This window comes from Aquisalimonas sp. 2447 (assembly GCF_012044895.1).
Classification (GTDB): Bacteria; Pseudomonadota; Gammaproteobacteria; order Nitrococcales; family Aquisalimonadaceae; genus Aquisalimonas.
This window is the reverse complement of sequence record NZ_CP050695.1, coordinates 1799958-1825043: the sequence shown is the minus strand read 5'-3', so window position 1 is coordinate 1825043 and position 25086 is coordinate 1799958. Positions and strand designations below refer to the sequence as shown.

The following is a 25086-nucleotide window of genomic DNA, read 5'->3' as shown; positions in this document are numbered from 1 at the left end:
CTTAGGTGGCCATCAAACGTACGACTGCGTAAGCCCATCACCGGCAGCTTATGCGCACCAATGTCTAGGCAATCATAGGAAGCAGACATTCGGAAGAGTGCCACTGACCGGCCGCTCAGGGTCGGCATCGGGCCGTGAACCGAGTTCGGGCTAAGAGTCACGTGAGATATCGGTCAATGTCCATGGCACCATGGAACACGCCGAGGATATCGACGCTCTCGTTTCGCCTGCTGAAGTACGCGATGCGATAGTGGCGGTACTGGAGAATACGGATCATAGCGTCGGAGTGTCCGCGGTGCCCCTGGGAAGTCTACAAACCTAGCTTTCCGGAGAGCGACACGCAGACTATCGCAGCAGCCCTAAGCCGCTACGTAAGCAACTCTTAGGGAAGCCAGGCGCAGTTGGTCATGTTTAGGCCGAGTAGTCAGCCGGTTGCTCGGCTTGGTGCCCACTATTCCTCGTCGACTTCTTCCGACTGTTCCGCCGCCATCTCTGAGTCACTCTGTTTCGCATCGGCTGGATCGCGCCGGCTAATGCGCGGTGGCGGTGCGACCCAAGGGCGCAGTTTCTGTCCGACCTGCTCGTAGAAGTGTGGAACCGCTTGCTCCAGTTGTTCGATGAACACCTTGCTGCCCGCGAACTTTCCGGCCAGATCAAGCATGTAGAACACCTCGAACGCCGTGGCCACGCTATTCGTGTTCGCGGACTCGAGGCAGGCCGGATCCTGCAACACTTCCGCCAGCCCCAACTGGGTGTCTTCAGCGCGCCCATTCCTAACTGCTTTCACGAACATGCCGTCGGTGGCCACACCCTTGAGCTGGCGCGCAAGCCAATTGACTCTTGCCTTTGTGCTCTTCTTGTCCTGTGGGGCGATCAGTCGCATGGAGCAGGTGATCGTGCGGCGGTCCAGATCGGCTGTCACCAGCAGCGGCGCCGCCGCATGAGGAATCTCCAACTCGCAACTCAGCTTGTGCTCCTTCGCGAGGAATTCGGCATCGTCCTTGAGGCGCTTTAGAGGATCGGTCCTATGTGCACGCGCCAAGCGCAACTTCACCGGCCGGCTCAGCCTGCGGGACATTACCAAGCACAAGTCTCGCTGTTCCTGGTGCCAACTGGACACCGTATTCTCGACGTCCTCCGCGGACTTGGACAGGTTGGCTCCGCTTTTGACTTTGCCGACGACCTCTTTCCACTCTCGGTTCATGCTGTCGAACCTGGTGACACCGCTGGAGTCATGGCCGAAATATCGAACGACCTCAGATAAGAGAAACTCCTGATCCTCGGAGTCGACTTCCCCCTCCTCCAGTAGCAGCGTCGCCTGGGTCAGCACATACATCCAAGACCAGTGGTAGAGCTCGACACCTTTGGTCAGGTTCTTGGGCACCTTCACGGGGTGATGGGAAGGCATGGCCACGAACTGGTTTGTCACCGTAATGACGGCATCGACCTTGTGTTCCTTGGCCTGCGCGAGGTACTCCTTGAGCTGATCCTCGTCGACCTCCGCGTTGCCGACCTTTGCCTCGACCAGAGCGAGCCATTGCTTCTTACCGGTGTGCAGGCTGATCAAACCGTCCGGGCGATCCCGCTTATGCTTCGCAGGCGTCCGTTTACCGTCATCACGTAGCTTCACTTCTGTCCATGCCTCAAGTTCAGCACGCTTCCCAACACGAACTCCCAGCGAGCCCAGCATGCTTTGCCGGAACTCGTATACGCCTCGGAGTGCCGCGAGCAGGATCGACGCCGCCCTTTGCTCCTTGCTTGTATCCGCCACCACCGGGATCAGGCGAGCGACCTCGCCGTTCACGACAAAACTAGGCCGATCAGCCATATCTCCCCCTTGTAGAATCTTCGGCGGCAACCCCTCGCCGTCCGTCTTGTCCGTTAATGACCCTGCGCTTCAAAGAAGTTATCGGCGCGGCAGGGCGTCGACATAAATGCTGTCAGGGCCAGAGGCTGCGAACGTAAAGACATCAGCGCCAGCGTCATCCTGCAAAGTTGCCAGGCCGCTGTAGGTCCCTTCTTCTAGGCAGGAAGTGCCGGTCGTTTCGGCCGTGAGCTCCATGATGTTTAGGTTTTCTTCTGGGATGTCGACTTCCCCCTCGATCGAGCAGTCAATACTGTCTCCTCCCTCCAGGCTTCCATCGACGCTGATGGTGAACTGGAACAAATGACCATCGATTTCGTATCCGTAGGTGCCAGAGACCAGCGTCCATGTGAGGTTGCGATCCGAATCCGAAGCTCTCTCGACCGACAGGCTTCCCGTGCCGCCGGCCCCCTCGATCGGCTCGAAATCGGCTTCGAGCCCCGAGTCTTCGTCAATCTCCCCATCCAGGGAGAACAGCGCAAACCAGCTGCCACCGATCTCCCACGCATCAACCATTCCTTCGAAGTTGTTGCCCGACGTCGTGTAGGTCCCCTCGTAGAGCGCCCCGGCGTCAAAGCTTAAGCCCTTGATCACCCCGTCATAGGCCAAGACATCGATCTCGTACGTTCCGCCCTGGTCGGTAGAGGTCCCCGAGTACACTCCAGAGAATGCGACGTCGGGCTCACCACCACTCCCGCCGTTGGTTCCGTTTGATGAATCCGAGCTTCCACTGAGGCAACCGCTTAGGGCAAGCCCTAGCAAAGGCAGTGCAAGGTACACCGCAGTCTTAGCCGTGAGGCATCGTCTTGTGCTTGTCATGTCGTGTGCCCTCGTTTTTATTAACCTTCTGGTCAGGGTGACTTAGTCGGGACGCGACGACAAGGAAGCGCGGATGGTGCTCCTGCGTCTTTCGGTTGTTGGGCAAGGCGATCACCAAGGGCGGCCTGCCTCACGGCGATGATCCGCCGCATGCGACCCGAAGCTGCCGGTGGCTCGTCAGAAACGGAAGTCCGCTTTCGGTATGGCGCGACGTACACCAACGAGCCTCCGGAAATCCCGGCAAGGTTCAGTACCCACCGACTTCCAGCACGCGTTCCAGAGCTGCAACCACCAGTCCGGGGCCGGCGACTTAGCTCCGTCCGCTGAGTTGGTATCCTTGGGCATGGCCCTTGCTTTTATGTTGGAGGGCTGGTCCCGCGTTCGGACGCTTCATGAGGTGAGTTTGCTCCGGAGATCAGCCGCTAACCCCTCCGCCATTTCTTGAAAAGCCTCCAGGCGGCTGAGTCGATCCTCAAGCTCTTTGCGCTCCACATCCCCAGTGGTTTCGTCGCCAGACAGCTCCGCTTCTGCCATCATGATGCGCAACGCTCTGACATCTACGTCATCATCGAGACCAGCAGCCTCGGCTAGCGCGACCCATTCTGCGGTCTTATCCTGCGCAGCTTGGGAGGCGCAAACGAGGCAATAACGGATCAATTGCCTCGCTGTAAAATCAACGCCATCTGCGATATCAAGCCACTTTTCAACCTCTGTGTCGGGTTCCGCGTCAGCGGCCACCATTCTTGGTCGTCGAAAGTACCGCGGCGTCTCATCGCCAGGGTCGAGACTCTCAAGTGCGCGAAGAATGGGTTCAACATCCTCGAACGGGCGCTTGCCATTTGGTAGCTCCGCACGATGTCGCCACAATTCGAGGATCGCAGACGCGCACCGCTCCTGCTTGGACGGTTGGTCTTCGAGTTCTGCGTTCTCAGCATCATGTATGAGTTCGGCGATATGGTGTGCCATCCAGCGTCCAAGTGTGTCGACGCTCTGATCAAGCTCGAATTCCTCGACGAGCTTCTTTCCAAGGGCCAGGATCGCCTTAGATTGTGTAGACACTGCCATCGCCTCGAATCAGAAATAGCTTCGCGTAAGGTGTGATGTAGCCGAGACCCTCATCTTCCTGGTGGGAGTATCGAGAGAATCTCCGCTGGCGGTTCATTTCGACCTCCACCAAGAGGTCATTCTCGGTAGTGTTAAGTAGCTCCCGAATGAATGAAGTGGAGGCTTCAAAGCGCTGACCGCTCTCTTGCTCATCCTCGTCCTCCTGATCTTGAAAATGGCCCCACAGGCGAGACCAGAGTACGGGTTCAGTGTGGCCCTCGATCGCTGAGTGCCAAACCCGATGCTCTGGATCTGAGGCGAGACCCATCGAATCCACAACGAATTCTGCCGGTTGAATGGGTGGGAAGCTGATGTCGCCGGCCCACGGGTCGTGCTTATCAATGCCGAGCTCGTTCATCGGCTGCACCACCCACCCCTTGAGCAGGAACCCCCCTTGTTCGATCTCGCTGTCGTCGCCTGCGCCGGGGATACGATAGTCGTGGGGATTGGTGACGGTCTGAAGAGCCCGAACTAGGGCCCGCGAGTGTTCGGTGGAGACCAACGCGCTCCGGATATGAGCATTCTCCCTGCGTTCGCCGGATATGGCCGTCCAGTCGCCCCACACCGTGACTATGCCGTCCGAACCGAAAAGCACCCTGTAGAAGTCGTCACGCACTAGCGACCAGCGCCAGCCTTCGGCCGACGTCTCGTTTTTCCAATCTGGCCATTCAAGGGGCGTTGGGTCGCGGCGGTCGGCCAACCAGCCGTTATCCGCCCGCGAGAGATCGTGGCGGGAGAACCAACTATGGAAATCTCCCCACGAGTCCTCTGGATCCTCGTGAAGAGGACATGTCGCTAGCAGGCGCCCAGCGACCACCATCATTGCGTGGTAGGAAAGATAGAAGTGGAGATCGTCGGTGCGCGGATACGAACCGTGCGAGTGGTAAGTCTCTCTGCCCTTAAACGCGCCCCGGCGAGCGCGCTGATCGTCATGCCACCGATCATTATCCTTAAGTTCCCAGTCTACCCGGATTACATTTCTAGCGCGGCGCTCGATCTCGCCTTGCGCCACTCCGAAGCACCTACCCAACGGCTCGAACCAATATGGCCCCATGTCAATGCCGAAGTAGAAGCGGTCATCGTCGGTGCCTTCGGATGAACCAGTCGGACGCAGATGCATCCGTTCGTGGAACTTAGGGAAGCGCTGATCTAATGCCTTCTCAGCGCCCAAAACTGGTTGCCGAAGACGGATATCGGCCGGAACCGAGGCCATTTCGGCCTGATTTCACCTATCGAGGCGGTCTTCCCGCCTCGATTTCCGCCCTCAGGACGGAGTCCTCCCTTGGAGCGCCGGCATTCGTCGCTGCGCGAGCACCAGATTCGCAAGACCGAACAGCGCAAAGAGCTGCGCTTCGTTCTTGGCAATGCCGCGATAGCGCACCTTGCGATGCCCGAAGAGGTTCTTGACCACATGGAAAGCATGCTCGCCACGCGCCCGTACTTTCGCCTTGGCCTGCTCAGTGGCGTCCCGCAGCCGGTCGAGACTGCTGGTGGTGAGTGCTCGGCGCTGACCGCGCTTCATGGCAATGTGCCAGTCAACCTCAGTGCCCACGGTCTCGGCGCGCTTGTCCGCGCCCTGGTAGCCCGAGTCGCCGAAGACATCGGCTTCATCACCGTGGAGCAGGTGATGCGTCTGGGTGACGTCGGCCACGTTGGCCGCCGTGCTCTTCAACGAGTGAACGAGACCAGTGTGGGCATCGCTGCCCACATGCGCCTTCATGCCAAAGTAGTACTGGTTGCCCTTCTTGGTCTGGTGCATCTCCGGATCCCGGGCGCTGTCCCGGTTCTTCGTCGATGGCGGCGCGGCAATCAGCGTGGCATCAACAATGGTGCCCTCGCGCAGCATCAGGCCCTGTTCGGCAAGGTGCGCGTTGATGGCTTCGAAGATGGTGCGGGTGAGCCCGTGGCGCTCCAACAGACGCCGGAACTTGAGCAGCGTGGTCGCATCCGGGGCGTCCTCTCGGGCCAGGTCGATACCAACAAACTGCCGGATCGCCTGGCTGTCGTAGATGGCGTCCTCGATGCCTTCGTCCGAGAGCCCGAAGCACTGCTGCGCGATGTACATCCGCAGCATCCGCTCCAGGCCAATCGGCGGTCGACCGCGCTTGCCGCCCTTCGGGTAGAAGGCTTCGAGCTCGGCAACCAGCGCCGCCCACGGTACGACGGCGTCGATGCCGTTGAGGAATCGCTCCCGGCGGGTGACCTTCTTCTTCCCGGCGTACTCAAGATCAGAGAAGCTTCGCTGCATCGGTCTCGGACTCGCTGCTGTGCACCAGGGCTTAGTATCTCAACTCAGGCCTGCACGCGGAACGGCAGCAGGCGAATAAATCAGCGTTTCCTTAGACCGAACGACAGGAAGGGATGACTGATTTGCGTCGGCGAGCTGCTTCCTTTCCTCAGTCGATGCCGTAAGGTGGCCACTGTCAATTAGCGCCAGTACGGCGCGGGCTGCAAATTCCCGTATGAGAATGTGTTCCGTTCCGCCCTGCGCGATTTGGGAGAGGTGCTCGCCATGAGGAACGATCAGCGCTGGGCTCTCCTTCGACGCTCGGGCGAAGGCGATCAGAAGCCATTGCCTCGCGTGTAGCTCATAGAAATGTAGGCGCGCATCCACAAACGGGCCTCCACCACCCTTTACAAACATACGCATGAGGTGACTCAACACATTCGCTTGCCCCAAGGCGCTCATGCCCCGCACCGAATGCGCCGCTTCCCAGCGATAGCTACCTTCAGGTGCGGCTAGTGCCGCCCAGAGGTATCCGGCAACAGCTTCTTCGATATCGCCAGGTGGTGCGAGCGCCTCTGACCATGAGCCGTCGCCGTCACCCTCTTCCAGCGAGTCCTCCGTGAGGTCGAGAGCGAAGGAAAGCGCCTCACGCGCCTCAGCGTCGGTTAGCTTCGCAGCCAAGAGGCCGACAAGTGTGAACAAGCGGTTGGCACGGAAGATCTGGGTTGCCTCGCCGACAGCAGAGAGAACCTCCTCGATCAGATCCGACTCGTTGAGGCCGGCTGCTTCGCAGGCTAATCCAAATGGGAAGCTCTGATAATAACGGCTCTTTGTGATCTCCATGCAGAATCGGCTGACCAAGGTCCTGACGAGGCGCGCAAGTGCCGGCTCGATGGAAATTCGACTCTTCCACGATTCGGGCAGCTGTTCAAATAAACTGCGATAGTCGTATAAATCGAAACTGGTGACGCCACTGACGGCCTCTATGAATCTGGCTTCTTTCCCGATTGGGACTCTCAGGCAAATCTCGCGAAAGAACTCCTCGTGATAGTAGGGGGGGCCGTGTTTCCGGAAGCGGTCGAAAGAGGTAGCCACCTCAGTGGACTGTGTAAGATCAAGATCATTGAAGACGGCATCCCAATCTCGTGAACTATCACCGTGATTCTCCTCTCGGAGAACGGAATGCTGAAACGTTTCCGGGGAGCGTCTTGACTGCTCTCGGTGCTCTGCGATTCGGATGAAGTCATCGATGCCTGGAAATTCTAGTCCATGCGATGTGCACACCTGCTTGACCGATCGCCAGTCTCTCGAGCCCCGTTCTTTCAGAGTTGCATAACGCGTGAAGAAGTTGAGAGCCGCCTGCTTCTCAGTTGTTGCAGGACAAGCGGCCAAAGCAGCGTCCAAACAGACAGCAAGGTCCCAGCCAGCCCGGATTGGAAGAAGCCCCAAGGCGGTTTTCGGTTGAAGATCACCGCGTTCTCTGAGCGAGCGGATTGCCACCGGTAAGATTCGGTCTGACCATCCGAAACCGCGGTCACGCCAACGGCTGAGAATTGCTATGATTGATGATGGGCAAAGGCCCGCTATGGCCTTAACTGTGGCTTCCCAGTCGAAGTATTTATCTCTGACCATGTAGTCGTACACCAATTCGGCGCAACGTGCTAGCCGATAGGCGATCTGCGGATGGCGTACCTCGGGCGTTGCCGCGTGATCTGCAAGGTCGAGCGTTGCGGACCACCGATCAATCACCTCGTCGCCAATCTTGCTTGTGACTTCCACAGCCGCATCGAAGTAGACTTCTGATTCGGCCCGACTGAGTGTCAGGACGGCCCGGGAAAGACCGATGTATGTCTCGGCTTTTGCATCGGCATGGTCTCGCTCATCTCTGACGAGATGGAATGCGCGGCTTGCGTATTCCAGCGCCTTCTCTTCGAGCCCTGCGGTCCGAGCTGTCAGTCGTGCCATATGAGTGAGTGTTGTCGTAAAGAGCGGTCTATTGAGCGATTGCATCCATTGCCCAAACGCGCCAACCGCTTCGGGAGCGGTACCGCCGGTCATGACGAGGATATCGAGCCAAAGGCGGGCTATCTCATTGGCGGTGGAGGATTGGTCGCGATACCAGATGTCCCGCGCCTTCCCCCCTTCAGTCCGTGTTCGCTCGAGCGCATCCGACAGCTCTTCCGCGGACACTCGGACAAGAACCGTCTCGGCCCAAAGGCGATACCACGGCAGAAGCGGTCCGATCTCCTCCTTGAAGTCTCTGACCTCTCGGGAAGCCTGCCCCCTGAAGTCCTGTTGGAGCTGCTCCTTCAATGCGGAGTGAGCGAGATCAGAGAGCTCTATGGGCTCGTTCGCGAGGGCGGCACGAAGCGTGTAAGCGCGGACCAGAACGAACCGCGCCTTTCCATGGGGGAAGGCAAGGTCTCGCGGTGGTTCCTCTGGAAGATGCTTGTCCAGGACGGATACCAAGTCCGCTGTGTCTCGAACTCCCGACGCAAGAGCTGCCTCGACCAGCGTCACGACCGCGTGCAAGACTGACTTGTCACTGTCCCAAGACCCACGCTCATGTAGATCAATGCGGCGATCGAGAACCAGGCGCAAGGCTCGCTCGGTGATCTCCCTTGAGGGATTGCGATGGACGGCCCGCATCTCGCGTGTAATCGCGAGCAAGAGGCACAAGTTGTTGCCGGCAGCGAGGGAGAGCCTATCCAGTTCCCGATATCTACCGTGGTCCACAAGTCGCTTAGCGAGAATAACGCCAGCTTGAAACGATATGCTTCGCGGTCGCCACCTCCGTATACTTTGAGCTGCACTGTCAGCGCCGTGGATGTTGAGGTCAGCCATCGCGATCTCCGCGATGTCTTCAACGGAAACTGTCTCAGTTCGCCTCTCCTCTTCAGGGAGGCGGTTCCAGTTTTGGAGCCACTCATAGGTCATCCTCAACCTGCTACGGGCATCGCCTGCAAGGTCGGCATTCCCGGACATGAGCCCTGCTTCGTAGGCGTGGTGAGATCCTCTCCAGCCCGCCCCGAAGGTTCTGCGAGAAACGACTTCCTGGACTCCGTCGGGCTCAAGGAATACCGCCGCGAGGTCAGTATTCTCCTGAAGCAATGTCCATTGGCGGTCATCGCCCGCTGTCTCGCCGGCGGCCTTCGTGGCGAGCTTTGCGGCATCAAGGTAGTGCTTTGAGCGGAGACTCGCTTTCAAGGCGAACTGGAGCCTCTGCAACTCCACTTCTCGGCGCTCGAGTGGGCTATTCTCGGGTAGCCCCTTGGATGAGAGGGCGAGCGTAACCAATTCCGAATACCGCCCTGCCTCCAACATGAGCCGTGGAAGCATCGACGCAACATACGGGCTGTCCGCAACGAGGGGCCTAAGGCTATCCACGAACGCCGACAGGTCGTTCGGCTTCGGTGTGTAGCGTTCCCTAAACCACGTCTCGGCGGGTTCGTCCAAGAACTGCACTGTCCCATCCGTCACGATCAGAGGGCGTCCAAGATCGAACGCGAAACTTCTGATCGCCGCCTCGGGTACGCCCGACATGGAGGCGAGAACGGGGATGGGGATAAGAGGTCGCAGCGCCGCTAGCCCTGTGCAAATCCTGTCGATCTGGGTTCCTTCGATCGAGCCGGCAGCATCGCGCAACTTGGCGATGGCCTGATCCAACAGAGCACCAATCGTATCCTCTACGGTGGTCGGATTAGGACCGAGTTCTCGCAGAATCTCGGCCAGCGGACGTTCCCAGGACATGGCCAGTGCCTGAACACGAGGGTTCTGTGAGCTGAGCCTATGAAACTCGTCCACATCGTGTTCGGTGGCATCCGGGTAGGCAAGACGCAGTAATGCAGCGGTTTCGCTGCGGCTGAACGGCCGCAACTCAATAGAATATGCATTTGGGGGTGGGTCAAGCTTGTTCTGTCGATGGGACCGACATAGTGCGACGAGCCGAACGCCTTCGGGCAGCGTTTCGCGGAGCAAATCGCGGATAAAGGACCTTGTCTCGCCAATTTCTTCAGCAGCCATCTGGGCGTTGTCGGCGGCATCGACGACGATACAGAGGATAGCGTGAGGATGCTTGGCCTTGAGCGTCGTGACGCTCTGTTGGAGACGGTGAAGAAAAGCGCGTATGTAAGCCGACGGGTCGGCGTTGGAGGTCGGGATGAGCGGATGGCAAAGGCCGCGCCCGGCCATCTCGTTTGCGATCTGTGGGAGCGCGTCCTTGTGCCGATGACGAAATCCGCTCGCATTCCGATACTGTCCATTGCCAAAGCAATCGTAAAGAACACAGACCGAACCCTCAGGGAGGCCAAACCTTATGCGCGTGGCGACAACTGATTTACCGAGTCCCCCGGCGGCATGGACGATGATCGGGCTATGCGAGGCGCCAATGATTGCGGACGTGACATCAGGCTCTTGCTCTCGCGCCACCGCATTCGGCTCGTTCCGGATTAGACATGGGGCCGGAAAGAGATCGTCATCATCGACTTTCAAGGCACGGAGAACATCGAATCTTCTGATCGTGGGGTCTCCGGTGCTTTCAGAGAGAGCGTTTCTCGTGATCAGCTCTTTTAGTTGTACCGGTGCATCGTCATCGAGATTCGGGAGATACCCACTCACGTCCTTGAAAAGGATGTTGCGCTGTTCCCAGTAGCCGTCCTCATTGCCTTCAAGACGTAGCAAGCTACAAAAGTCGGATAACTCTTGGCCGGTGAGGCCTGTAATTTCCTCTAGCTTAGAGAAAATCTGAGTTTGATGAGATGTTTTGGAATTGGCTACATCATGTATGGATTCGAGAAGCCTCGGACTAATAGAGCGATTTGATAAAAAGCAGAATGTGACCTTGCTCTGGATATGGAGCTTATCGAAGTGCGATAGGAGTTCGCGATACCGGCCAGAAAATCCGCTTAGCGTCCTTTTTATGCCGCTTAGCGTCCATGCCTCGGATGTCTGATACGTGGAATGCTTGAGCTGGATATACACAATCCGCTCAGCCTGTGAGATGTCCTCACTACCGTAGTACTCAGCGACGTCAATCAACTCCTCTCCGGCTTCAATCTGGTCGCCGCCTGAGGCTTCCGATCGTGACGCGCCCTCGATTGCTACAGCGACAAGCCCGGAGTGAGAATCGAGCAAGGAAAGACAGCGGCGCGCAGCCCACAGGTAGTGAAACTGATCGCCGTCGCGACTGGCACGGACGAGGTCGGTGTTAGTCATGATCTGCCAAAATCGCTCAGCCCAGGCGATGTCAATCGCCCCAGAGATCTCCGTAGATTGTTCTTGTGTGCGTCAAGCTGCCTTGGCTGACTCATCCAATTGCGCATAGTATGCCTGACCTTTAGGCATGGCATCGGTGAAGAGTTCGCAGACCTCAACGGCTCTTCTCCTGAGCGGGGAACATTGTCGTCGCTACTGATAGCGGACGTCGGCACCCACTGCAGGCGCTTCCGCTTTGGGTCGATTTCACCCATTCGGCTCTCAGTGCGGCCTCCGGTACCAGAACCAGCTCAACCGCCGGAATCGGCCTGCCCAAGGGAAGAGCAGGAACGTCAGCAAGACCAGGGCGTGCTGCCACGGCGCATACCAGTGCACTTTTCGTGCGGAGCTGACCACCGGTGGGACCGTGAGGATGCGAAACTCCAGGCCCTGGCGACGCGCCGCCCGTCGCAGCGCCCGGGAGTGGCAGATCTCGTCGCCGGCATAGAGGCGCTCGTCGAATCCGCCGATGGCGTCGTGTAGATCCGCACGGGCAAGGACGAAGCATCCTGCGGCCAATCGAAACCGTCGGGAGAGCGCGTTCCAAACGCGCATTCCCACCGTGTAGAAACGGGACAACGGGGCATCCAGTGTGACGGGCACACCGGCGCCGGCGAGACTGCCGGACCGTGCTGCCTGGACGGCCATCAGGTGCTCGCTGGTGACCTGCGTGTCCGCATCGAGAAACAACAGCCAGCGTCCGGATGCGACTTCCGCGCCCGCATTTCGCACCCGCGCGATCTTCCGCTCAGGCTCGGTCACCACTTTCGCGCCCCCGGCTTCGGCGACTGCGGCCGTGTCATCAGTGGACGCGTTGTCGACCACGATGATTTCCGCGCGCACGTCAGCCTGTGACAAGGCGTTGTCGAGTGCCTCCAGCGTCCCCGGCAAAAACTCGGCCTCATTCCATGCCGGGATGATGACCGAGAGACCCGGGGGCTCATTTGTGTCCATCTGCTGCGTCATCGAGATCTCGTCTCCAGAACCACCCTTCAGTCAGTCGATCCCGATCACAGGGACGGTCAAACCTGATGCTCCCCTGGTTGCCGTAGCATCGCCTTACGCCCGAGCATGAGCTGACCGTTGATCTCCGACAGCATGGCCGTTTCGCGCAGCGTCGCCAGCGGCGGACGGAGGCGGTCGCGGGCGCTCTCGGTGAGCCGGATAAACCCGATGGCGTAGATACCATCGTTCATCACCGTATCGACATCCGCGCGCTCGTGATTCAGGACCGCACGAAACAGACACAGCATCAATTCCGAGTCGTGGACGTGGTCGAGCTCACGTGTTTTCTCCGGCGCCTCTGTCCAGTCCCGGAACCGCGGCACCAGGTACTGCTGCCAGCGGGCTGCGAAGTCATCGCGGCACTCCAGCGATCCTGAGTCTTCCAGCGCGTCGAGATGAGAGACGATACGCTCCCGGATCCGGGAACCAAGACGACTGACACCGGCAGCCGTTAGCAGTCGGTCTGCCAGGACCTGGAAATGCACCGGGCCTTCGGTATCGATCACGCGCAGGATTGCACGATCAAGATCCGCATCGGGCACATCGTGGAAGCTCTCGTGAACACCAAGCCCCAGCTCTGCGGGATCCACGGCCTGGTAGGCCTGCATGGGCTCGAACGTCGGCATCCAGCGCTGCGGCGGATGCAGCCGGCCGGGGTAGAGCGCATCCCCTGTCGCATCGGCCTCCGGGGTGCGGATCAGACCGTCATGGATGCCCAAGAGACCTTGGAAGCTACCCGACTCCTCCACGCTCACCTCTCCCCTTCCAGCAGCACATCCACCCCGAGCGACTCGGTGAGGATATCGATCATCTCGTCCTGGAGGATGGTCCGCGGACCGGCGGCAAGGCACGCATCGTCCAGCGACAGCAGGGTCTCCGCGCGCGTTGATGCGTCCACCTTTCGAGCGAGCGCGGTGGCGAGATGGTGCATCACGCCGAGCGTCGGAATCGGACTCTCGGTGTCCGATCCTGACTGCAGCCAACGACTGATCTGCTCGCCCGCGCTCTGGACGTCGTCGAGCAGTGCGTGATCGCCGGCGCGCTCCGGTGCGCCCATGCCGGCTGCGTTCGGGTCGAACCGTGTCCAGCCCCGTCCGAGGCAAACAACGGTGAAGACGAGCCCGGCGAACAGATCGCGATGCGGCTCTTCATCCAGGTAGACGCCGTGGGCCTGGAGGATGCTCCTGCCCTCCCCGGCTACATCGGAGGCCGTAAGCCCCAGTCGCTCCTGATCCTGCCGGGCCTGCTCCCTGCGGGCCACAATGGCCTGGACGCCCCACCCCAAGCCGCGAAAGGCGAGCCCGACGGCTTGCACCACAACACTGATAAGTGCCGCCACCATCGCGAAGAGGAGATAGACCGCCTGCATGTAGGCGGCCTTATGGCCACGCACGTGCACGCCGGCCATCTTGAACGAGGAGCGTCCAGGTCGGACCCAGTTGAAGGCCCCGACCGGCGTCTTGGTGGATACCGAACCACCCGACTTTGACAGGTTCAGCTTGGCGGCGTCGGACCCGTAACGCCCGCGAAGGATGAAGCGTCCGTTCTGAAAAGCCACCTGGGTGTTCTTTGCCAGCCGCGTCGACACACGCACGCCATGGCTGGTGTTGCCGGTGACATTCACGCCGGAGACACGGGTGTGAGCCCGGAGGGACACACCACCGGTGCGGCTTGCCCGCAGGTACTTGCCCGTGTGCTCGATGCGCTTCTGGCGACCGTCTTGGTCTTTTTCGCCGATTTTCAGAAGGCCCATATCCTTGAAGGCTCACCCCTTAATCGCCAGCGAAGTAGTCCTGGTCCACCTGTTTGACGACATAACGGGTGGTTTCTGAGACCCCAACATCATGGTCGATCATCAACCTCGCCAGTCGCTGGCCATCAATCAGCACGATCCGGTTTTCGATGTTGCGAACGTATTCGCGCGCCTCCCGTGTGAACTCTGACGTGGTGATGACTACTCCTTTTCGCGCCCGCATCCCCTGCAGGGCGCCAGCGAACTTCTGTATCTCGGGGCGCCCGACACTCCCCTCCCACCGCTTCGCCTGCAGGTACACCGTATCAAGCCCCAACGGGTCTTCATCGATCACCCCGTCGACGCCGCCGTCACCGCTCTTACCGACTGCGCGGGCGGCTTCGACGCGATTGCCGCCGTATCCCATGGAGACGAGCACATCGACCACCAGGCGCTCGAAGAATGACGGTGACACCTGAAGAACCTGATTCAGGACTTCCACTTCCAAAGCCGCATCCAGCGAGCGCCATGCACCGGCCAGTGCCTCTTCGGGCGTCTCCGCCACATCCGTGACCGCACCCTCCGCAGAGCCAGCGCTTGCCAGATCATCATTTCCGGACGTCCCGCCTCGCTTTCGAAACTCCCGGAACTCCTCAAACTGATTAAGGTCCGCCAGTGTTACTTCGTCACCGATATTTTCGAGAACCGCCCGCCCCCGCTCCGTGATGGCAAACACTCCCCGACTCCGCGGCTCCAAGAGATTCGCCTTTTTCAGGTGCGTCACGGCCCAGGCAATCCGGTTCTGGAATAGCGGTTGCCGGCCGCTCGGGAGCAGTTCCCGCCTGTCATCATCGGTCAACTCGAAGCGATCGGCCATGGCCTCATACACGTCACGCAATCGGCACTCGTCATGCGCGGCTGCGTAATCCAGAACGGGGCGCATGAACACTTGAAAGCCCGGGATGCTCATGACCGCTGGGCTCTAACCCGCAGGGAGCCGTCTTGTCGACCGGCAATGAGTTTCAGAATGAGCAGCGCAAAGTCCCGCCCCTTCTCCTTGTCGTCGAGGATCTCCATGGACAGCTTCTCGTTGTCGTTCATGGCATCGAGCACGATGTCGGCGACGCGTTGCGGGAATTGCCCGTGCATGAGCTGCTGGGCACTGTTGCGGTTCACCTCCGCCATCACCGCCTCGTCGCGCTCGATGCGGTCGGCGACGCCCTGGGCGAAGTGGAGTTTGTCGTCGTCACTCACCTCGGCACCGAAGAGGTCGTTGAGCCGGTCGATGATCTCGGAGAGGCGTTTTTTCTCCGGGTCGTGGGGCTTGCCGGAACCCAGTTCACTGACGGGCTGCAGGTTGTATTCACCCTCGTCGTCCTCCACGCGAAGCTGCAGACGCTGCTCCTGGCGTTTGGTCATGCGGTAGTGCGTGAGCGCGAGCTCGGAGAGGTCGATCTCGTCCTGGTCCAGGCGGTCCACACGCAGCAATGGGTGGAGGAGCTTGGCGAACACGCAGAGCTGCTCCAGCTCCGGGTCGTCATAGCTGATGATCTGGGAGAGGAACTCGTAGCTGCGCACGAAGCTCTGGAGGTCCCTGCGGAACAGATCCAACTCATCGACCGCCTCGCCCGCTTCCTTGATCTCGTGCTCGGCCTTGGCAACGCCCGCCTCGTCACCGTTGCGCTCGGCGTCACGCTTGGCCTGCTTCCAGGTCTGGCGCTGCTCCTGCGCGGCCTTGTAGCGCTGCGTGAACCGATCCGTCGCGGGCTTGCAGTAATAGCTCAGCTTGGCTGAACTCGCCTTCGGGTCGAAGAACGCCCGCGCGAACTGCTCGACTTCCTCCCAATGGTAGATGCCGGTGGCATCCAGTTTGCGCTGCAGGTCATAGACCACGTTGGGGTCGGACACGTCGGCCAGCTCGGCCTTGTTGTAGTACGGGCGGAAGGCGGCAAGGATATCCTGCTCGTCGTTGACGAAATCCAGGATGAACGTCTCCTTGCCCGGGAAGATGCGGTTCAACCTGGAGAGCGTCTGCACGCAGTCCACGCCCTGGAGCTTCTTGTCCACGTACATCGCGCACAGCTTCGGCTGATCGAACCCGGTCTGGTACTTGTTGGCGACGATGAGGACATTGAACTCGTCGGTGTCCAGGGCTTCGGCGTGATCGCGCCCCTTGAGGCCGGGGTTCAGCAGCGCACTGTGCTCGGTGACCTCCTGAGGGATGGTGTCATCCGGCGGCACCGTACCGGAGAAGGCAACCAGCGGGTGGACATCCTGCACGCCGAGCTCGGCGAGATACCCGCGCATCGCCAGCGCGTAGCGCACGGCCTCCTGGCGGCTACCGGTGACCACCATGGCCTTGGCCTGGCCATTGAGCAGATGGCGCACGCGGGTGCGGAAGTGCTCGACGATCACTTCCACCTTCTGGTTGATGTTGTAGGGGTGGAGCTTCACCCAGCGGGCAAGCCGGGCGGAGGCCTTGCGGGAGTCCACCTCGTACTCGTCTCCGTCCGGATGGGCGAGCCGCCAGGCGGTATTGTAGGTAGTGTAGTTCTTGAGTACATCGAGGATGAACCCCTCCTCGATGGCCTGGCGCATGGAGTACACGTGGAAGGGCTGCGGCAGGTTGTCGCTGCTGGCGGGCAGCTCCGGGTTCCGCGGCCGACCGAAGAGCTCCAGCGTCTTGCCCTTGGGCGTGGCGGTGAACGCGTAGTAGCTGATGCGCTCGGTGGGCTTGCGCGCCTCCACGGCCGCATCCAGCAGTTCCTCGGCGCTGACTTCCTCCTCGTCGGGCTTGTCCGCACCGAGCAGGGTCTTGAGCTTGCTCGCCGCCGCCCCGCTCTGGGACGAGTGCGCCTCATCGGCGATCACCGCGTAGCGCCCCTCACCGAGGTCCGGGCGGGCATCCAGGGCGTCGAACAGCGCGGGGAAGGTCTGGATGGTGACGATGATGATCCGCGTCTGCTCACTCAGCGCATCGGCAAGCTGCTCGGATTTGCTCTGGTTGCCAATATCCCGGGTGATCGGGCGCACCACGCCCTGCGCATGCTCGAACTGATAGATGGTGCGCTGGAGTTGGTCGTCCAGCACTGTGCGGTCGGTGACCACGATCACCGAGTTGAAGAGCCGGCTGCCATCGGCGCCGTAGAGCGAGGCGAGCTGATGGGCCACCCAGGCGATGGAGTTGGACTTCCCCGAGCCGGCGCTGTGCTGGATGAGATAGCGCTTCCCGGCACCCTCCTCGGCTGTGGTGGCAAGCAGCTTGTTGACCACCTCCCACTGGTGGTAGCGCGGGAAGATCAGGGTCTCGCGCGTACTCCGCTTGCCGTCGAACGACTCCTCGGTCTTTTTCTCCAGGTGCAGGAACCGGGCAATGACCTTGAGCCAGGCATCCGGGTGGAAGACATCGCCCCACAGGTAGCTGGTGGCGTAGGTGTTCTCGTCCGGTGGTGGCGGGTTGCCGGCGCCACCATCCGGCGTGCCCCGATTGAAAGGCAGGAACGTGGTGTCACCGCCGGCGAGTTTGGTGGCCATGGCCACCTCACTCTGACCCACAGCGAAGTGCACCAGTGCGCCGCGTTTGAAGGTGAGCAGCGGCTCGGGCTTACGGGTGACCGGGTCCTTCGGCGGGCGGTCTTTCCTGTACTGGCGCTTCGCCTGCTCGACGGTCTGCTTGAATTCGCTCTTGAGCTCCAGCGTCGCCGTGGGGATGCCGTTGACGAACAGCACCAGGTCCAGCCGCGGGTTGTAATCGCCTTGCCGGGCGTGGGGTGAGTAGGACACCTCCGGAACCACCCGCAGGCGGTTGGCACGGTAGCGGGCCTGGGCCTCCGGGTTCATGCCGTGGTCGGGGCGAAAGGCGCAGGTGGTAATGCGCACACCGGGCACCTTGAAGCCGTGGCGCAGCACATCCAGCGTGCCCTGCTTCTCCAGCTCCCGGACCGTGGCCCTGATCAGCGCCTGCTCCGGGTTCTGCGGGTTGTGTTTGGTGAACTTCTCCCAGCGATCCGGGTGAGCCTCCTGGACGAAGGCGATCAGGTCCTCTGGATAGAGCGCATGGGTGCGGTCGTACTTCGACGCCTCGCCCACCAGCCACCCATCAGCGGCGAGATCGTTGATGATGTCCTGCTGGAACTGGTGCTCCCGGCTATCCGCCATGGGGCGCCTCCTACGCAGAACCGCCTGTATCCCAGGGGTTGATGAGTTCCACACCGGTGCCGGTGAAATCCGAGGCGTTGCGCGTGGCAACGCGCATGCCGTGCAGGCGGGCAATGGCAGCAATCTGGCCGTCCGGGGCGGACAAGGGCCGACCCTCACTGCGCCGCGCGGCCATGATGCGCCCATAGTGCAGGGCGGCTGCGTCGTCATAGGACAGCACGCGTAGTGCAAAGGCTTGGCTGACGAAGGTATCAAAGCGCTCGCTCAGGTCGTCCCGGCGGCGCCCGTCCGGCATGGCATGGAGGCCGTACTCGATCTCACCGATGGTAATGGAGCAAAGATACAGCGAGCCGCTGTCCGTCTCGTTTAGCCACTCGATCACCGCAGGCGCCGGCTCGGGGCGCATCATCTCGGAGAGGACGTTGGTATCAAGCAGGATCATTGCCCCGGGGTGACCGGCTCGTGGGGGTCGTGGCGGGGCAGTTCCAGATCCACACCGTGCTCAGTGCCGAACGTCTCCCGGGCGAGGTCACCCAGGCGCTCCGGGCCGGAGACCGCCGACTGCAGAATGCGCCGCACCTCCTCCTCCATGGACACGCCGTGCCGAGCCGCGCGCTCGCGGAGGCGGCGGATGGTCTCCTCATCGATGCGGCGGACGCTGATGCTGCTCATGGGAAGGTACCGGTTTAACTGTCGTTTGATGCTGGCACATGCCAGCAGGGTGGGCAAGCATTTGGCTTCTTCGCCGCATGCCCCGTTCCAAGCACGTTCAGACCGGCAGTTCAGTCGCGGCGCGGCGCGGCGATTCCGTGTGAGGCACTGGTGGCTCCCAGCCTCGGACGTCGATTTTCCCTGTGACAGCCGCAGATATCAGAGCGGAACGACGCTCTTTTAGAAGAGAAATTCCCTTATGCGCCTCTAATACCAATTCATCAACTTCCGACTTCTTAATCAAGATATACCGCACAATCTCATTTTGCTCCTCTACAGGTGGAACAGGAGCATAGAGATCTTTTAAATAGCCGCAGTTCAAGTGTGGATGCAAGGCTCCTGTTTTAATGGATAATAGGGAATTATAACCGTAGTCAGAGTTCAGAACCCAAGCCAACCACGGCCCTGAAACGAATCGCCTAATAGGAGAAACAACAATCAAAGCATGACAATTCGCCTCTGGAAACCCCTTGGATTCAAGAATCAAGTGCAACGGATTTTGAGAACGCATGAAGCTCTTCGTTCATGGCCTCTTCGGGTGTTTTCCAGCCGAGCGTTTTGCGGGGGCGCTGGTTGAGCAGCCGCGCAATGTCGTTGAGCTGGGTCTGGCTGGCTTCGCTGAGATCTGCACCTTTGGGCAGGAACTGGCGCAGCAGGCCATTGGTGTTCTCGTTGCTGCCGCGCTGCCACGGCGCGTGCGGATCGGCGAACCAGATATCGAGTCTCAAGCGCCGAGCCAGTTCGGCATGACAGGCCATTTCGCTGCCCCGGTCGTAGGTCATGCTCTGGCGCAGGATGGCGGGCAGATAACCCATCTGCCGGGAGAAGCCCTCCAGGGCGGCTTCAGCGGTCGTTGCGTTCATTTTGCTGAGCACCACGAAGCGCGTCTTGCGCTCGACAACGGTGCCCACCGCCGAGCGGTTGTACGCGCCCTTGATAAAGTCGCCTTCCCAGTGGCCCGGCATCAGGCGCTGTTCGATCTCTTCGGGTCGGTGGCGGATGCGCAGCGATTCGGGAACCATGGAGCCGCCCGCCGGCGTTGTTCGCCGCTGGCCGCGTTGGCCCTTGGCTCGGCGCAGAGCATCGATCATCGCCTTGCGCAGCGTCCCTTTCGGGTGGGCATAGATGGCCGCGTAAATGGTCTCGTGGCTGACGTACTTGTCGGGATCATCGGGGTCCATGGCCTTAAGTCTGCCGGCGATCTGCTCCGGCGACCAAGCCCTGTGGATCAACCGATCGCGCACCCAGGCATGAAGCCATGTGCCGGCCACCAATTTCTGGCCCCGCCCGCAGCGGCTGCGCCGCGCCCTGTATGCCTGCGAGGCGTGCGTCGGGCAATACGCGCCTGTGGCTGGCGAGTGCCCGCGCCGCAGTTCACGACTCACAGTCGCTGGGCAGCGACCAATCCGATGAGCCGTCTCTCGAATGCTCATGCCCCGTTGGTGTTCACAGAAGATCACGGCGCGCTCTTCACTGCTGAGGTGTCGGTATCCGGTATTCATCGCAACAGCCTACCTCCCAAGGGGGCAGGTGTTGCACTTGAAGGTTGAGCCTAAGCCCTTCCGGGACTACAGCGACCTGCCCAATATCGCCCGTTTGGACGACTAAGACATCTCCACTTTTAAGAATAGACTTTTCGTGAAGATCGCTCCACTCTTTTGGGACATAATACGGAGGGGAAAAGCTAATACTATTATTTTTTATATGCAACGACTGAAGATATGGCACTCCATCATCAACAAACAAGTCTCTCGTAGGGCCGACATAGCCGTTAGTTATTTTATCCGTTATTACGGAGAGCTTCTTGATGTCCCAATGCGCCGGCACCTCCCCCAGCCACTCCACGCCGGAGTCCTTCATCGGCACATCGGGGTCGAGGCCTTTGGTGACGGCATGGGAGATCACCGCCTGGCGCTTCTCCTTGAGCAGCTCGATCAGGCGCTGCTGCTCCTCGATCAGGGCGTCGATGCGGGCGGTTTCGTGATCGAGGAACGATGCGATCACGCCTTGTTCTTCAATGGTAGGGAGCAAAACCGACATCCGGGAATGCTGCTGCGGCTCCAGATCCCATTGATTAACTCTTATTCCTTTCGAATTAAGAAGGTAACCAGAAACATATTCCTGCGATCTAAAAAGATAGTGCAAAAACCGCGAGTTCTCTCCGTGATGACTCTCATAGACATGATATGCGGGACTAACTATGCCTTGAACATCTGATATTGCTACGGATCCTTGCCAAGCTTTCATTTTGTTAATCGCGAGATCACCCGACCGCACAAGCTGATAAGAACTGAGGTCATCGGACGGTTTATTATAATTGTCGTCTCTCGACGCTTTCGGAATGACTCCATAATCCCTATAGACTGAGAGCAGCGTCTCTTCCGGAAATCCCGAACGCTTAACACGACTAAACAACACCCAGAGAGGCCTAGTTTCCCAGTGGGCCGGCACTTGTCCCAACCACTCGACACCAGAATCCTTGTACTCGGGATAGGCCGGAAACGTCATGCCGACAACTCCTCGATCATCTGCTTGATCCGGTCGGTGCACTTCTTGAGGTCGGCGTCGATCTCCTCCAGCGGCCGCGGTGGCTTGAACACGTAGAAATGGCGGTTGAAGGGGATCTCGTAGCCGACGATGCCGACCTCACCGTCGTGCTCGTCGCGCTTGGACTCGTCGATCCAGGCATCCGGGACGTGCGGTTTCACCTCGCGCTCGAAGTAGTCGTATACGGACTCGGTGAGCGGCACGTTCTCGTTGTCGCGCAGGCTGCTGTCCGGCTCCGAGTTGCCCTTGCTGTCCGTACAGAGCTCAGCCTCCGGGTCCCGCTCGGACAGGGCGTTCAGCACCGCCTTCATCTGTGGCGCGCCGAGCTTGATGTCCCTGGCCTTCAGCGCCTGTTTGAGGGCCTTGGTGAAGGCGTCCCGGTCCCGGTAGAGGGTGTCCCCATCCATGCCATCGAGGGCAGCGAGGATGCTCGCCTGGGTGCCCTCGTCGAGCTTCTGGATGGGCTTCTCCTCCAGGATCCGGCGGATGCGCTCCTCGCTGGCCTGGAAGTTGAGGCGCAGGGGGCGCTCAACGGTGATGCGCCGGTAGCCGAACGCCTCCACCGGGAAGATCTTGCTCTCCTCGGTCTCGTCGAAGGCGCCGTAGAGGCGGACGATGGTGTCGATGTCCGCATCGCTGATGTACTGCCGCTTGGAGCCGAGCGACTTGCGCATCTTGCTGTAGCGCTCGGTGGCGTTGATGAGCTGGACCTTGCCGCGCCGGTCAGCGGGCTTGTTGTTCGACAGCACCCAGACGTAGGTGGCGATGCCGGTGTTGTAGAACATGTCCGTGGGCAGGGCGACGATGGCCTCCACCATGTCGCGCTCAAGGAGGAAGCGCCGGATCTCGGACTCGCCACTGCCGGCACCGCCGGTGAACAGCGGCGAGCCATTCAGGATGATGCCGATGCGCGAACCACCCTCCCGCGGGTCACGCACCTTGCTCACCAGGTGCATGAGAAACAGCAGCGAGCCGTCGGAGACCCGCGGCAGGCCGGGGCCGAAGCGGCCGTCATACCCCTTGAACTGTAACCGGTCATTCTGGGGCGTTGTTTTCGGCCATTGACTGGCGCCGTAGTCTGCGCAGGCACATTTGCAGCAGACTGGAACGTGATCATGGCCAAGTCCCCGGGGCGTACCGCCGCGCAGTGGCGTGAACTCATTGAACGCTATACCCGCAGTGGCCTCACACGCCGGGCGTTCTGCGCGCAGGAGGGCATTGGTGAGAGCACTCTGGGCGCGTGGCAACGCCGCCTGCGTAACACCTCGTCCCCCACGCCGGAGACGACGCAGGAGCGGGCGCTTTTCGCTGAGGTCGCTTTGCAGGCATCGCGTGACGAGGACGCGCCGACGGCGCCGCCGGCACCGTGCTGGGATGTGGAGCTGGACCTGGGGGATGGCATTTGTCTGCGGGTGCGGCGGCGGCCGTGCTGAGTCAGCCATCGCGGCTGTGGCTGTGCACACGGCCAACGGACATGCGCTGCTCGTTTGACGGACTGGCGGCGCTGGTCCGGCGGCATCTGGGCCAGGATCCGCTGTCGGGCCAGGGGTTTGTGTTTATCAACCGCCGGCGCACGCTGCTGAAGTTGTTGTACTTCGACGGCGACGGTTACTGCGTGTGGAGCAAGCGCCTGGAGCGGGGGCAGTTCGGCGGTGCCCTGACGGCGGGGGACGCCGTGGAGGCGCTGAGCCGCACGCAGTTCACCGCGCTGCTCGAAGGGCTGGATCTGGTCATTCGCAAACGGCAGAAAAGGTGGCGACAATCCCCCCACCCGGGCACGGAATCGGGTAAAATGCACGGGTGATTTGCGAAGGGAATCAGCCCCTTGTCGAACGTTATCCCCGCCACTAAGCACGCCCAGGTCGTTGCCGAGAATCAGGCCTTGCATGGCGAGCTCAAGGAGCTGCGCCGCCAGCTTGCCTGGTTCAAACGCCAGCTCTTCGGCGAGAAGTCTGAGCGCCACCACATCCTCGATCCAGCCGTCCAAGTGAACCTGTTCGAGGCCACGGCGACGCCCGTGCCCGAGCAGGGCGAGCGTGAGCGGATCAGCTATACCCGCAGCAAGGGCAAGAACCGCGACGACGCCGCCAACGACACGGGGCTGCGCTTCGACGACAGCGTCCCGCGGCGAGTCATCGAGGTTCCCCCGCCCGCAGGCTGTGCCACCGATGAGGTCGTGGCCACGCGCACGACGTTCCGCCTCGCGCAGCGCCGGGCGGGCTACGAGGTCCTCGAGTACCGCCACCCGGTGCTCAAGGACCGCAGCAGCGGCGCGCTCACGAGTGTCCCGGCGCCGCGCAACGTCTTCGAGGGCAGTGTCTTTGACGTCAGCTTCGCCGCCGGCGTGCTGGTCGACAAGTTCTGCTACCACCTGCCGCTGTACCGGCAGTCTCAGCGCCTGAGTCAGGCCGGCATCCAGGTGGCACGCAGCTCTCTGACAGCGGTCGTGGCACGCACCGCCGCGCTGCTTGAGCCGATTGCGCGGGCACAGCTTACGCACGTGCTCAGCGGCGGGGTGCTGGCCATGGACGAGACGCCGATCAAGGCCGGGCGCAAGGGCCCGGGCAAGATGCACCAGGCCTACTTCTGGCCGCTGTACGGTGACAGCGATGAGATCTGCTTTACCTTCAGCCCCAGCCGTGCCGGCGCCCATATCGAACGCACCCTGGCGGACCGCTTCCACGGGGTGCTGCTCACCGACGGCTACGCGGCCTACGAGAAATATGCCGCCGGCCAGCCGCAGATCACCCACGCCCAATGCTGGTCGCACATGCGCCGCCAGTTCGAGCGGGCCCTGGAGACCGACCCTGCCGCCCGGGAGGCCCTGGCGCAGATCGGCCAACTCTATGCCCAGGAGCAATCGATCCGTGAGCGTGGACTCCACGGCGCGGACAAACGCCACGCACGGCGGGAGCAGTGCGCTCCGCTGGTGCGCGCCTTCTGGGAGTGGTGTGATGCACAGCTCCAGCGCATGGATCTCGAGCCGCGCCACCCGCTACTCAAGGCGCTGGGGTATGTGCGCGAGCGCCAACCGGCCCTGGCGGTCTTCCTGGAGCACCCGGATGTCCCCATCGACACCAACCACCTGGAGCGGGGGCTGCGCGCCATCCCCATGGGCCGGCGCAACTGGTTGTTCTGCTGGAGCGAGGTCGGTGCCGCCCACGTGGCCACCATCCAGACGCTGCTGGTGACCTGCCGGCTGCAGGGCGTCGATCCGACCACCTACCTGGTAGACGTGCTCCAGCGCGTCGGGATGCACCCGGCCGCCCGGGTGGAAGAGCTCACGCCGCGGCGCTGGAAGGCACTGTTCAATGATGCGCCGCTGCGCTCGGATATCGAGCGCTAGACACCACGCCCTCCCGACTCCATGCACTGCCAGCGAGAGACTGTTGAATGCGCATTGACGACCTCACCCTCGATGAACTCCTGGAGCTCAACGACCTCATCTGCCACCGCATCGATGAACTGCGGGCACGCCAGGATCTCGATGTCCTCAAGCACCTGCGCCTGGGTCAGGCGGTGTCGTTCAACAGCCGCGAGGGCGAGGTGTTCGGCCAGGTAGTCAAGATCAACCGCAAGACGGTGGTGGTCCACGCCGAGGATCACCGCCAATGGAAAGTCCCCGCCGGGGTCATCAAACTGCTCCGGGACATCCCCTGAATCCTG

Annotated in this window: 20 protein-coding genes and 1 pseudogene; 4 read left to right on the top strand and 17 right to left on the bottom strand. The window is 60.9% G+C overall.

Going from position 1 to position 25086, the window contains the following annotated elements; translation table 11 throughout:
* Window positions 1–451: 451 nt before the first annotated feature.
* The 17 genes and pseudogenes from KU884_RS08575 to KU884_RS08495 form a co-directional block, all read right to left on the bottom strand.
* Window positions 452–1828: a hypothetical protein gene (locus KU884_RS08575; RefSeq protein WP_167782252.1), complete on the bottom strand. Its 1377-nt coding sequence runs from the start codon at window positions 1826–1828 to the stop codon at window positions 452–454.
* Between the two features lie 78 nt (window positions 1829–1906).
* A complete protein-coding gene (locus tag KU884_RS08570) occupies window positions 1907–2473 on the bottom strand; it encodes a hypothetical protein (RefSeq protein WP_167782251.1) in 567 nt (188 codons plus the stop codon).
* A 600-nt stretch (window positions 2474–3073) separates the two neighbouring features.
* Window positions 3074–3742 carry an AVAST type 3 anti-phage proein Avs3b gene (avs3b, locus tag KU884_RS08565; RefSeq protein WP_217351451.1) on the bottom strand — a complete coding sequence of 223 codons (669 nt, stop codon included), beginning with the start codon at window positions 3740–3742 and terminating at the stop codon, window positions 3074–3076.
* Window positions 3726–5000: a hypothetical protein gene (locus KU884_RS08560; RefSeq protein WP_167782249.1), complete on the bottom strand. Its 1275-nt coding sequence runs from the start codon at window positions 4998–5000 to the stop codon at window positions 3726–3728. The genes avs3b and KU884_RS08560 overlap by 17 nt, the downstream gene beginning before the upstream one ends.
* Window positions 5001–5051: 51 nt before the next feature.
* Window positions 5052–6035 (bottom strand): IS5 family transposase, encoded by a 984-nt coding sequence (locus KU884_RS08555; protein WP_167781994.1) that lies wholly within the window; start codon window positions 6033–6035, stop codon window positions 5052–5054.
* Window positions 6036–6074: 39 nt separating this feature from the next.
* The gene (locus KU884_RS08550; protein ID WP_174813724.1) at window positions 6075–11228 is read right to left on the bottom strand and encodes a hypothetical protein; all 5154 of its coding nucleotides are present in this window, start codon (window positions 11226–11228) and stop codon (window positions 6075–6077) included.
* Between the two features lie 261 nt (window positions 11229–11489).
* On the bottom strand, window positions 11490–12233 hold the full coding sequence (locus tag KU884_RS08545; protein ID WP_254432219.1) for a glycosyltransferase: 744 nt from the start codon (window positions 12231–12233) through the stop codon (window positions 11490–11492).
* 56 nt (window positions 12234–12289) lie between these two features.
* Entirely contained in the window at window positions 12290–13021 is a 732-nt protein-coding gene (locus KU884_RS08540) for a DUF3320 domain-containing protein (protein ID WP_167782248.1), read from the bottom strand.
* A 2-nt stretch (window positions 13022–13023) separates the two neighbouring features.
* The gene (locus KU884_RS08535) at window positions 13024–14025 is read right to left on the bottom strand and encodes a hypothetical protein (RefSeq protein ID WP_167782247.1); all 1002 of its coding nucleotides are present in this window, start codon (window positions 14023–14025) and stop codon (window positions 13024–13026) included.
* A gap of 19 nt (window positions 14026–14044) precedes the next feature.
* A complete protein-coding gene (locus KU884_RS08530; protein ID WP_167782246.1) occupies window positions 14045–14974 on the bottom strand; it encodes a restriction endonuclease in 930 nt (309 codons plus the stop codon).
* A complete protein-coding gene (locus tag KU884_RS08525) occupies window positions 14971–18162 on the bottom strand; it encodes a type I restriction endonuclease subunit R (RefSeq protein ID WP_167782245.1) in 3192 nt (1063 codons plus the stop codon). The genes KU884_RS08530 and KU884_RS08525 overlap by 4 nt, the downstream gene beginning before the upstream one ends.
* Window positions 18163–18172: 10 nt before the next feature.
* A complete protein-coding gene (locus tag KU884_RS08520) occupies window positions 18173–18604 on the bottom strand; it encodes a type II toxin-antitoxin system VapC family toxin (protein ID WP_167782244.1) in 432 nt (143 codons plus the stop codon).
* Window positions 18601–18834 carry a hypothetical protein gene (locus tag KU884_RS08515; RefSeq protein WP_167782243.1) on the bottom strand — a complete coding sequence of 78 codons (234 nt, stop codon included), beginning with the start codon at window positions 18832–18834 and terminating at the stop codon, window positions 18601–18603. The genes KU884_RS08520 and KU884_RS08515 overlap by 4 nt, the downstream gene beginning before the upstream one ends.
* Before the next feature lie 97 nt (window positions 18835–18931).
* Complete coding sequence (locus KU884_RS08510) at window positions 18932–19384, bottom strand: restriction endonuclease subunit S (protein WP_167782242.1); 453 nt, start codon at window positions 19382–19384, stop codon at window positions 18932–18934.
* Window positions 19350–20375: an IS30 family transposase gene (locus KU884_RS08505; RefSeq protein ID WP_167781469.1), complete on the bottom strand. Its 1026-nt coding sequence runs from the start codon at window positions 20373–20375 to the stop codon at window positions 19350–19352. Before KU884_RS08505 ends, KU884_RS08510 begins: the two co-directional genes overlap by 35 nt.
* A complete protein-coding gene (locus KU884_RS08500) occupies window positions 20344–21381 on the bottom strand; it encodes a restriction endonuclease subunit S (protein ID WP_174813723.1) in 1038 nt (345 codons plus the stop codon). The genes KU884_RS08505 and KU884_RS08500 overlap by 32 nt, the downstream gene beginning before the upstream one ends.
* Window positions 21378–22442: pseudogene (locus tag KU884_RS08495) on the bottom strand (class I SAM-dependent DNA methyltransferase); the annotation flags it as partial. The pseudogene KU884_RS08495 and the gene KU884_RS08500, both read right to left, overlap by 4 nt.
* Window positions 22443–22535: 93 nt before the next feature.
* On the opposite strand from KU884_RS08495, the gene KU884_RS08490 reads away from it, so the two are divergent.
* The 4 genes from KU884_RS08490 to KU884_RS08475 are packed head-to-tail and all read left to right on the top strand — an operon-like array spanning window position 22536 to window position 25080.
* The gene (locus KU884_RS08490; protein WP_167780697.1) at window positions 22536–22853 is read left to right on the top strand and encodes an IS66 family insertion sequence element accessory protein TnpB; all 318 of its coding nucleotides are present in this window, start codon (window positions 22536–22538) and stop codon (window positions 22851–22853) included.
* 41 nt (window positions 22854–22894) lie between these two features.
* Window positions 22895–23224 carry an IS66 family insertion sequence element accessory protein TnpB gene (tnpB, locus tag KU884_RS08485; RefSeq protein WP_167782837.1) on the top strand — a complete coding sequence of 110 codons (330 nt, stop codon included), beginning with the start codon at window positions 22895–22897 and terminating at the stop codon, window positions 23222–23224.
* A 21-nt stretch (window positions 23225–23245) separates the two neighbouring features.
* Window positions 23246–24766 carry an IS66 family transposase gene (locus tag KU884_RS08480; protein ID WP_217351356.1) on the top strand — a complete coding sequence of 507 codons (1521 nt, stop codon included), beginning with the start codon at window positions 23246–23248 and terminating at the stop codon, window positions 24764–24766.
* A gap of 47 nt (window positions 24767–24813) precedes the next feature.
* Complete coding sequence (locus tag KU884_RS08475; protein ID WP_167782241.1) at window positions 24814–25080, top strand: transposase; 267 nt, start codon at window positions 24814–24816, stop codon at window positions 25078–25080.
* The last annotated feature ends 6 nt before the right edge of the window (window positions 25081–25086 follow it).

What these genes read in the sequence shown, in the direction of transcription:
- KU884_RS08575 (WP_167782252.1), bottom strand. Translation starts at nt 1,828, where the DNA reads ATGGCTGATCGGCCTAGTTTTGTCGTGAACGGCGAGGTCGCTCGCCTG.
- KU884_RS08560 (WP_167782249.1), bottom strand. Translation starts at nt 5,000, where the DNA reads ATGGCCTCGGTTCCGGCCGATATCCGTCTTCGGCAACCAGTTTTGGGC.
- KU884_RS08555 (WP_167781994.1), bottom strand. Translation starts at nt 6,035, where the DNA reads ATGCAGCGAAGCTTCTCTGATCTTGAGTACGCCGGGAAGAAGAAGGTC.
- KU884_RS08550 (WP_174813724.1), bottom strand. Translation starts at nt 11,228, where the DNA reads ATGACTAACACCGACCTCGTCCGTGCCAGTCGCGACGGCGATCAGTTT.
- KU884_RS08545 (WP_254432219.1), bottom strand. Translation starts at nt 12,233, where the DNA reads ATGACGCAGCAGATGGACACAAATGAGCCCCCGGGTCTCTCGGTCATC.
- KU884_RS08535 (WP_167782247.1), bottom strand. Translation starts at nt 14,025, where the DNA reads ATGGGCCTTCTGAAAATCGGCGAAAAAGACCAAGACGGTCGCCAGAAG.
- KU884_RS08530 (WP_167782246.1), bottom strand. Translation starts at nt 14,974, where the DNA reads ATGAGCATCCCGGGCTTTCAAGTGTTCATGCGCCCCGTTCTGGATTAC.
- KU884_RS08525 (WP_167782245.1), bottom strand. Translation starts at nt 18,162, where the DNA reads ATGGCGGATAGCCGGGAGCACCAGTTCCAGCAGGACATCATCAACGAT.
- KU884_RS08520 (WP_167782244.1), bottom strand. Translation starts at nt 18,604, where the DNA reads ATGATCCTGCTTGATACCAACGTCCTCTCCGAGATGATGCGCCCCGAG.
- KU884_RS08515 (WP_167782243.1), bottom strand. Translation starts at nt 18,834, where the DNA reads ATGAGCAGCATCAGCGTCCGCCGCATCGATGAGGAGACCATCCGCCGC.
- KU884_RS08510 (WP_167782242.1), bottom strand. Translation starts at nt 19,384, where the DNA reads ATGCGTTCTCAAAATCCGTTGCACTTGATTCTTGAATCCAAGGGGTTT.
- KU884_RS08505 (WP_167781469.1), bottom strand. Translation starts at nt 20,375, where the DNA reads ATGAATACCGGATACCGACACCTCAGCAGTGAAGAGCGCGCCGTGATC.
- KU884_RS08500 (WP_174813723.1), bottom strand. Translation starts at nt 21,381, where the DNA reads ATGACGTTTCCGGCCTATCCCGAGTACAAGGATTCTGGTGTCGAGTGG.
- KU884_RS08490 (WP_167780697.1), top strand. Translation starts at nt 22,536, where the DNA reads ATGGCCAAGTCCCCGGGGCGTACCGCCGCGCAGTGGCGTGAACTCATT.
- tnpB (WP_167782837.1), top strand. Translation starts at nt 22,895, where the DNA reads ATGCGCTGCTCGTTTGACGGACTGGCGGCGCTGGTCCGGCGGCATCTG.
- KU884_RS08475 (WP_167782241.1), top strand. Translation starts at nt 24,814, where the DNA reads ATGCGCATTGACGACCTCACCCTCGATGAACTCCTGGAGCTCAACGAC.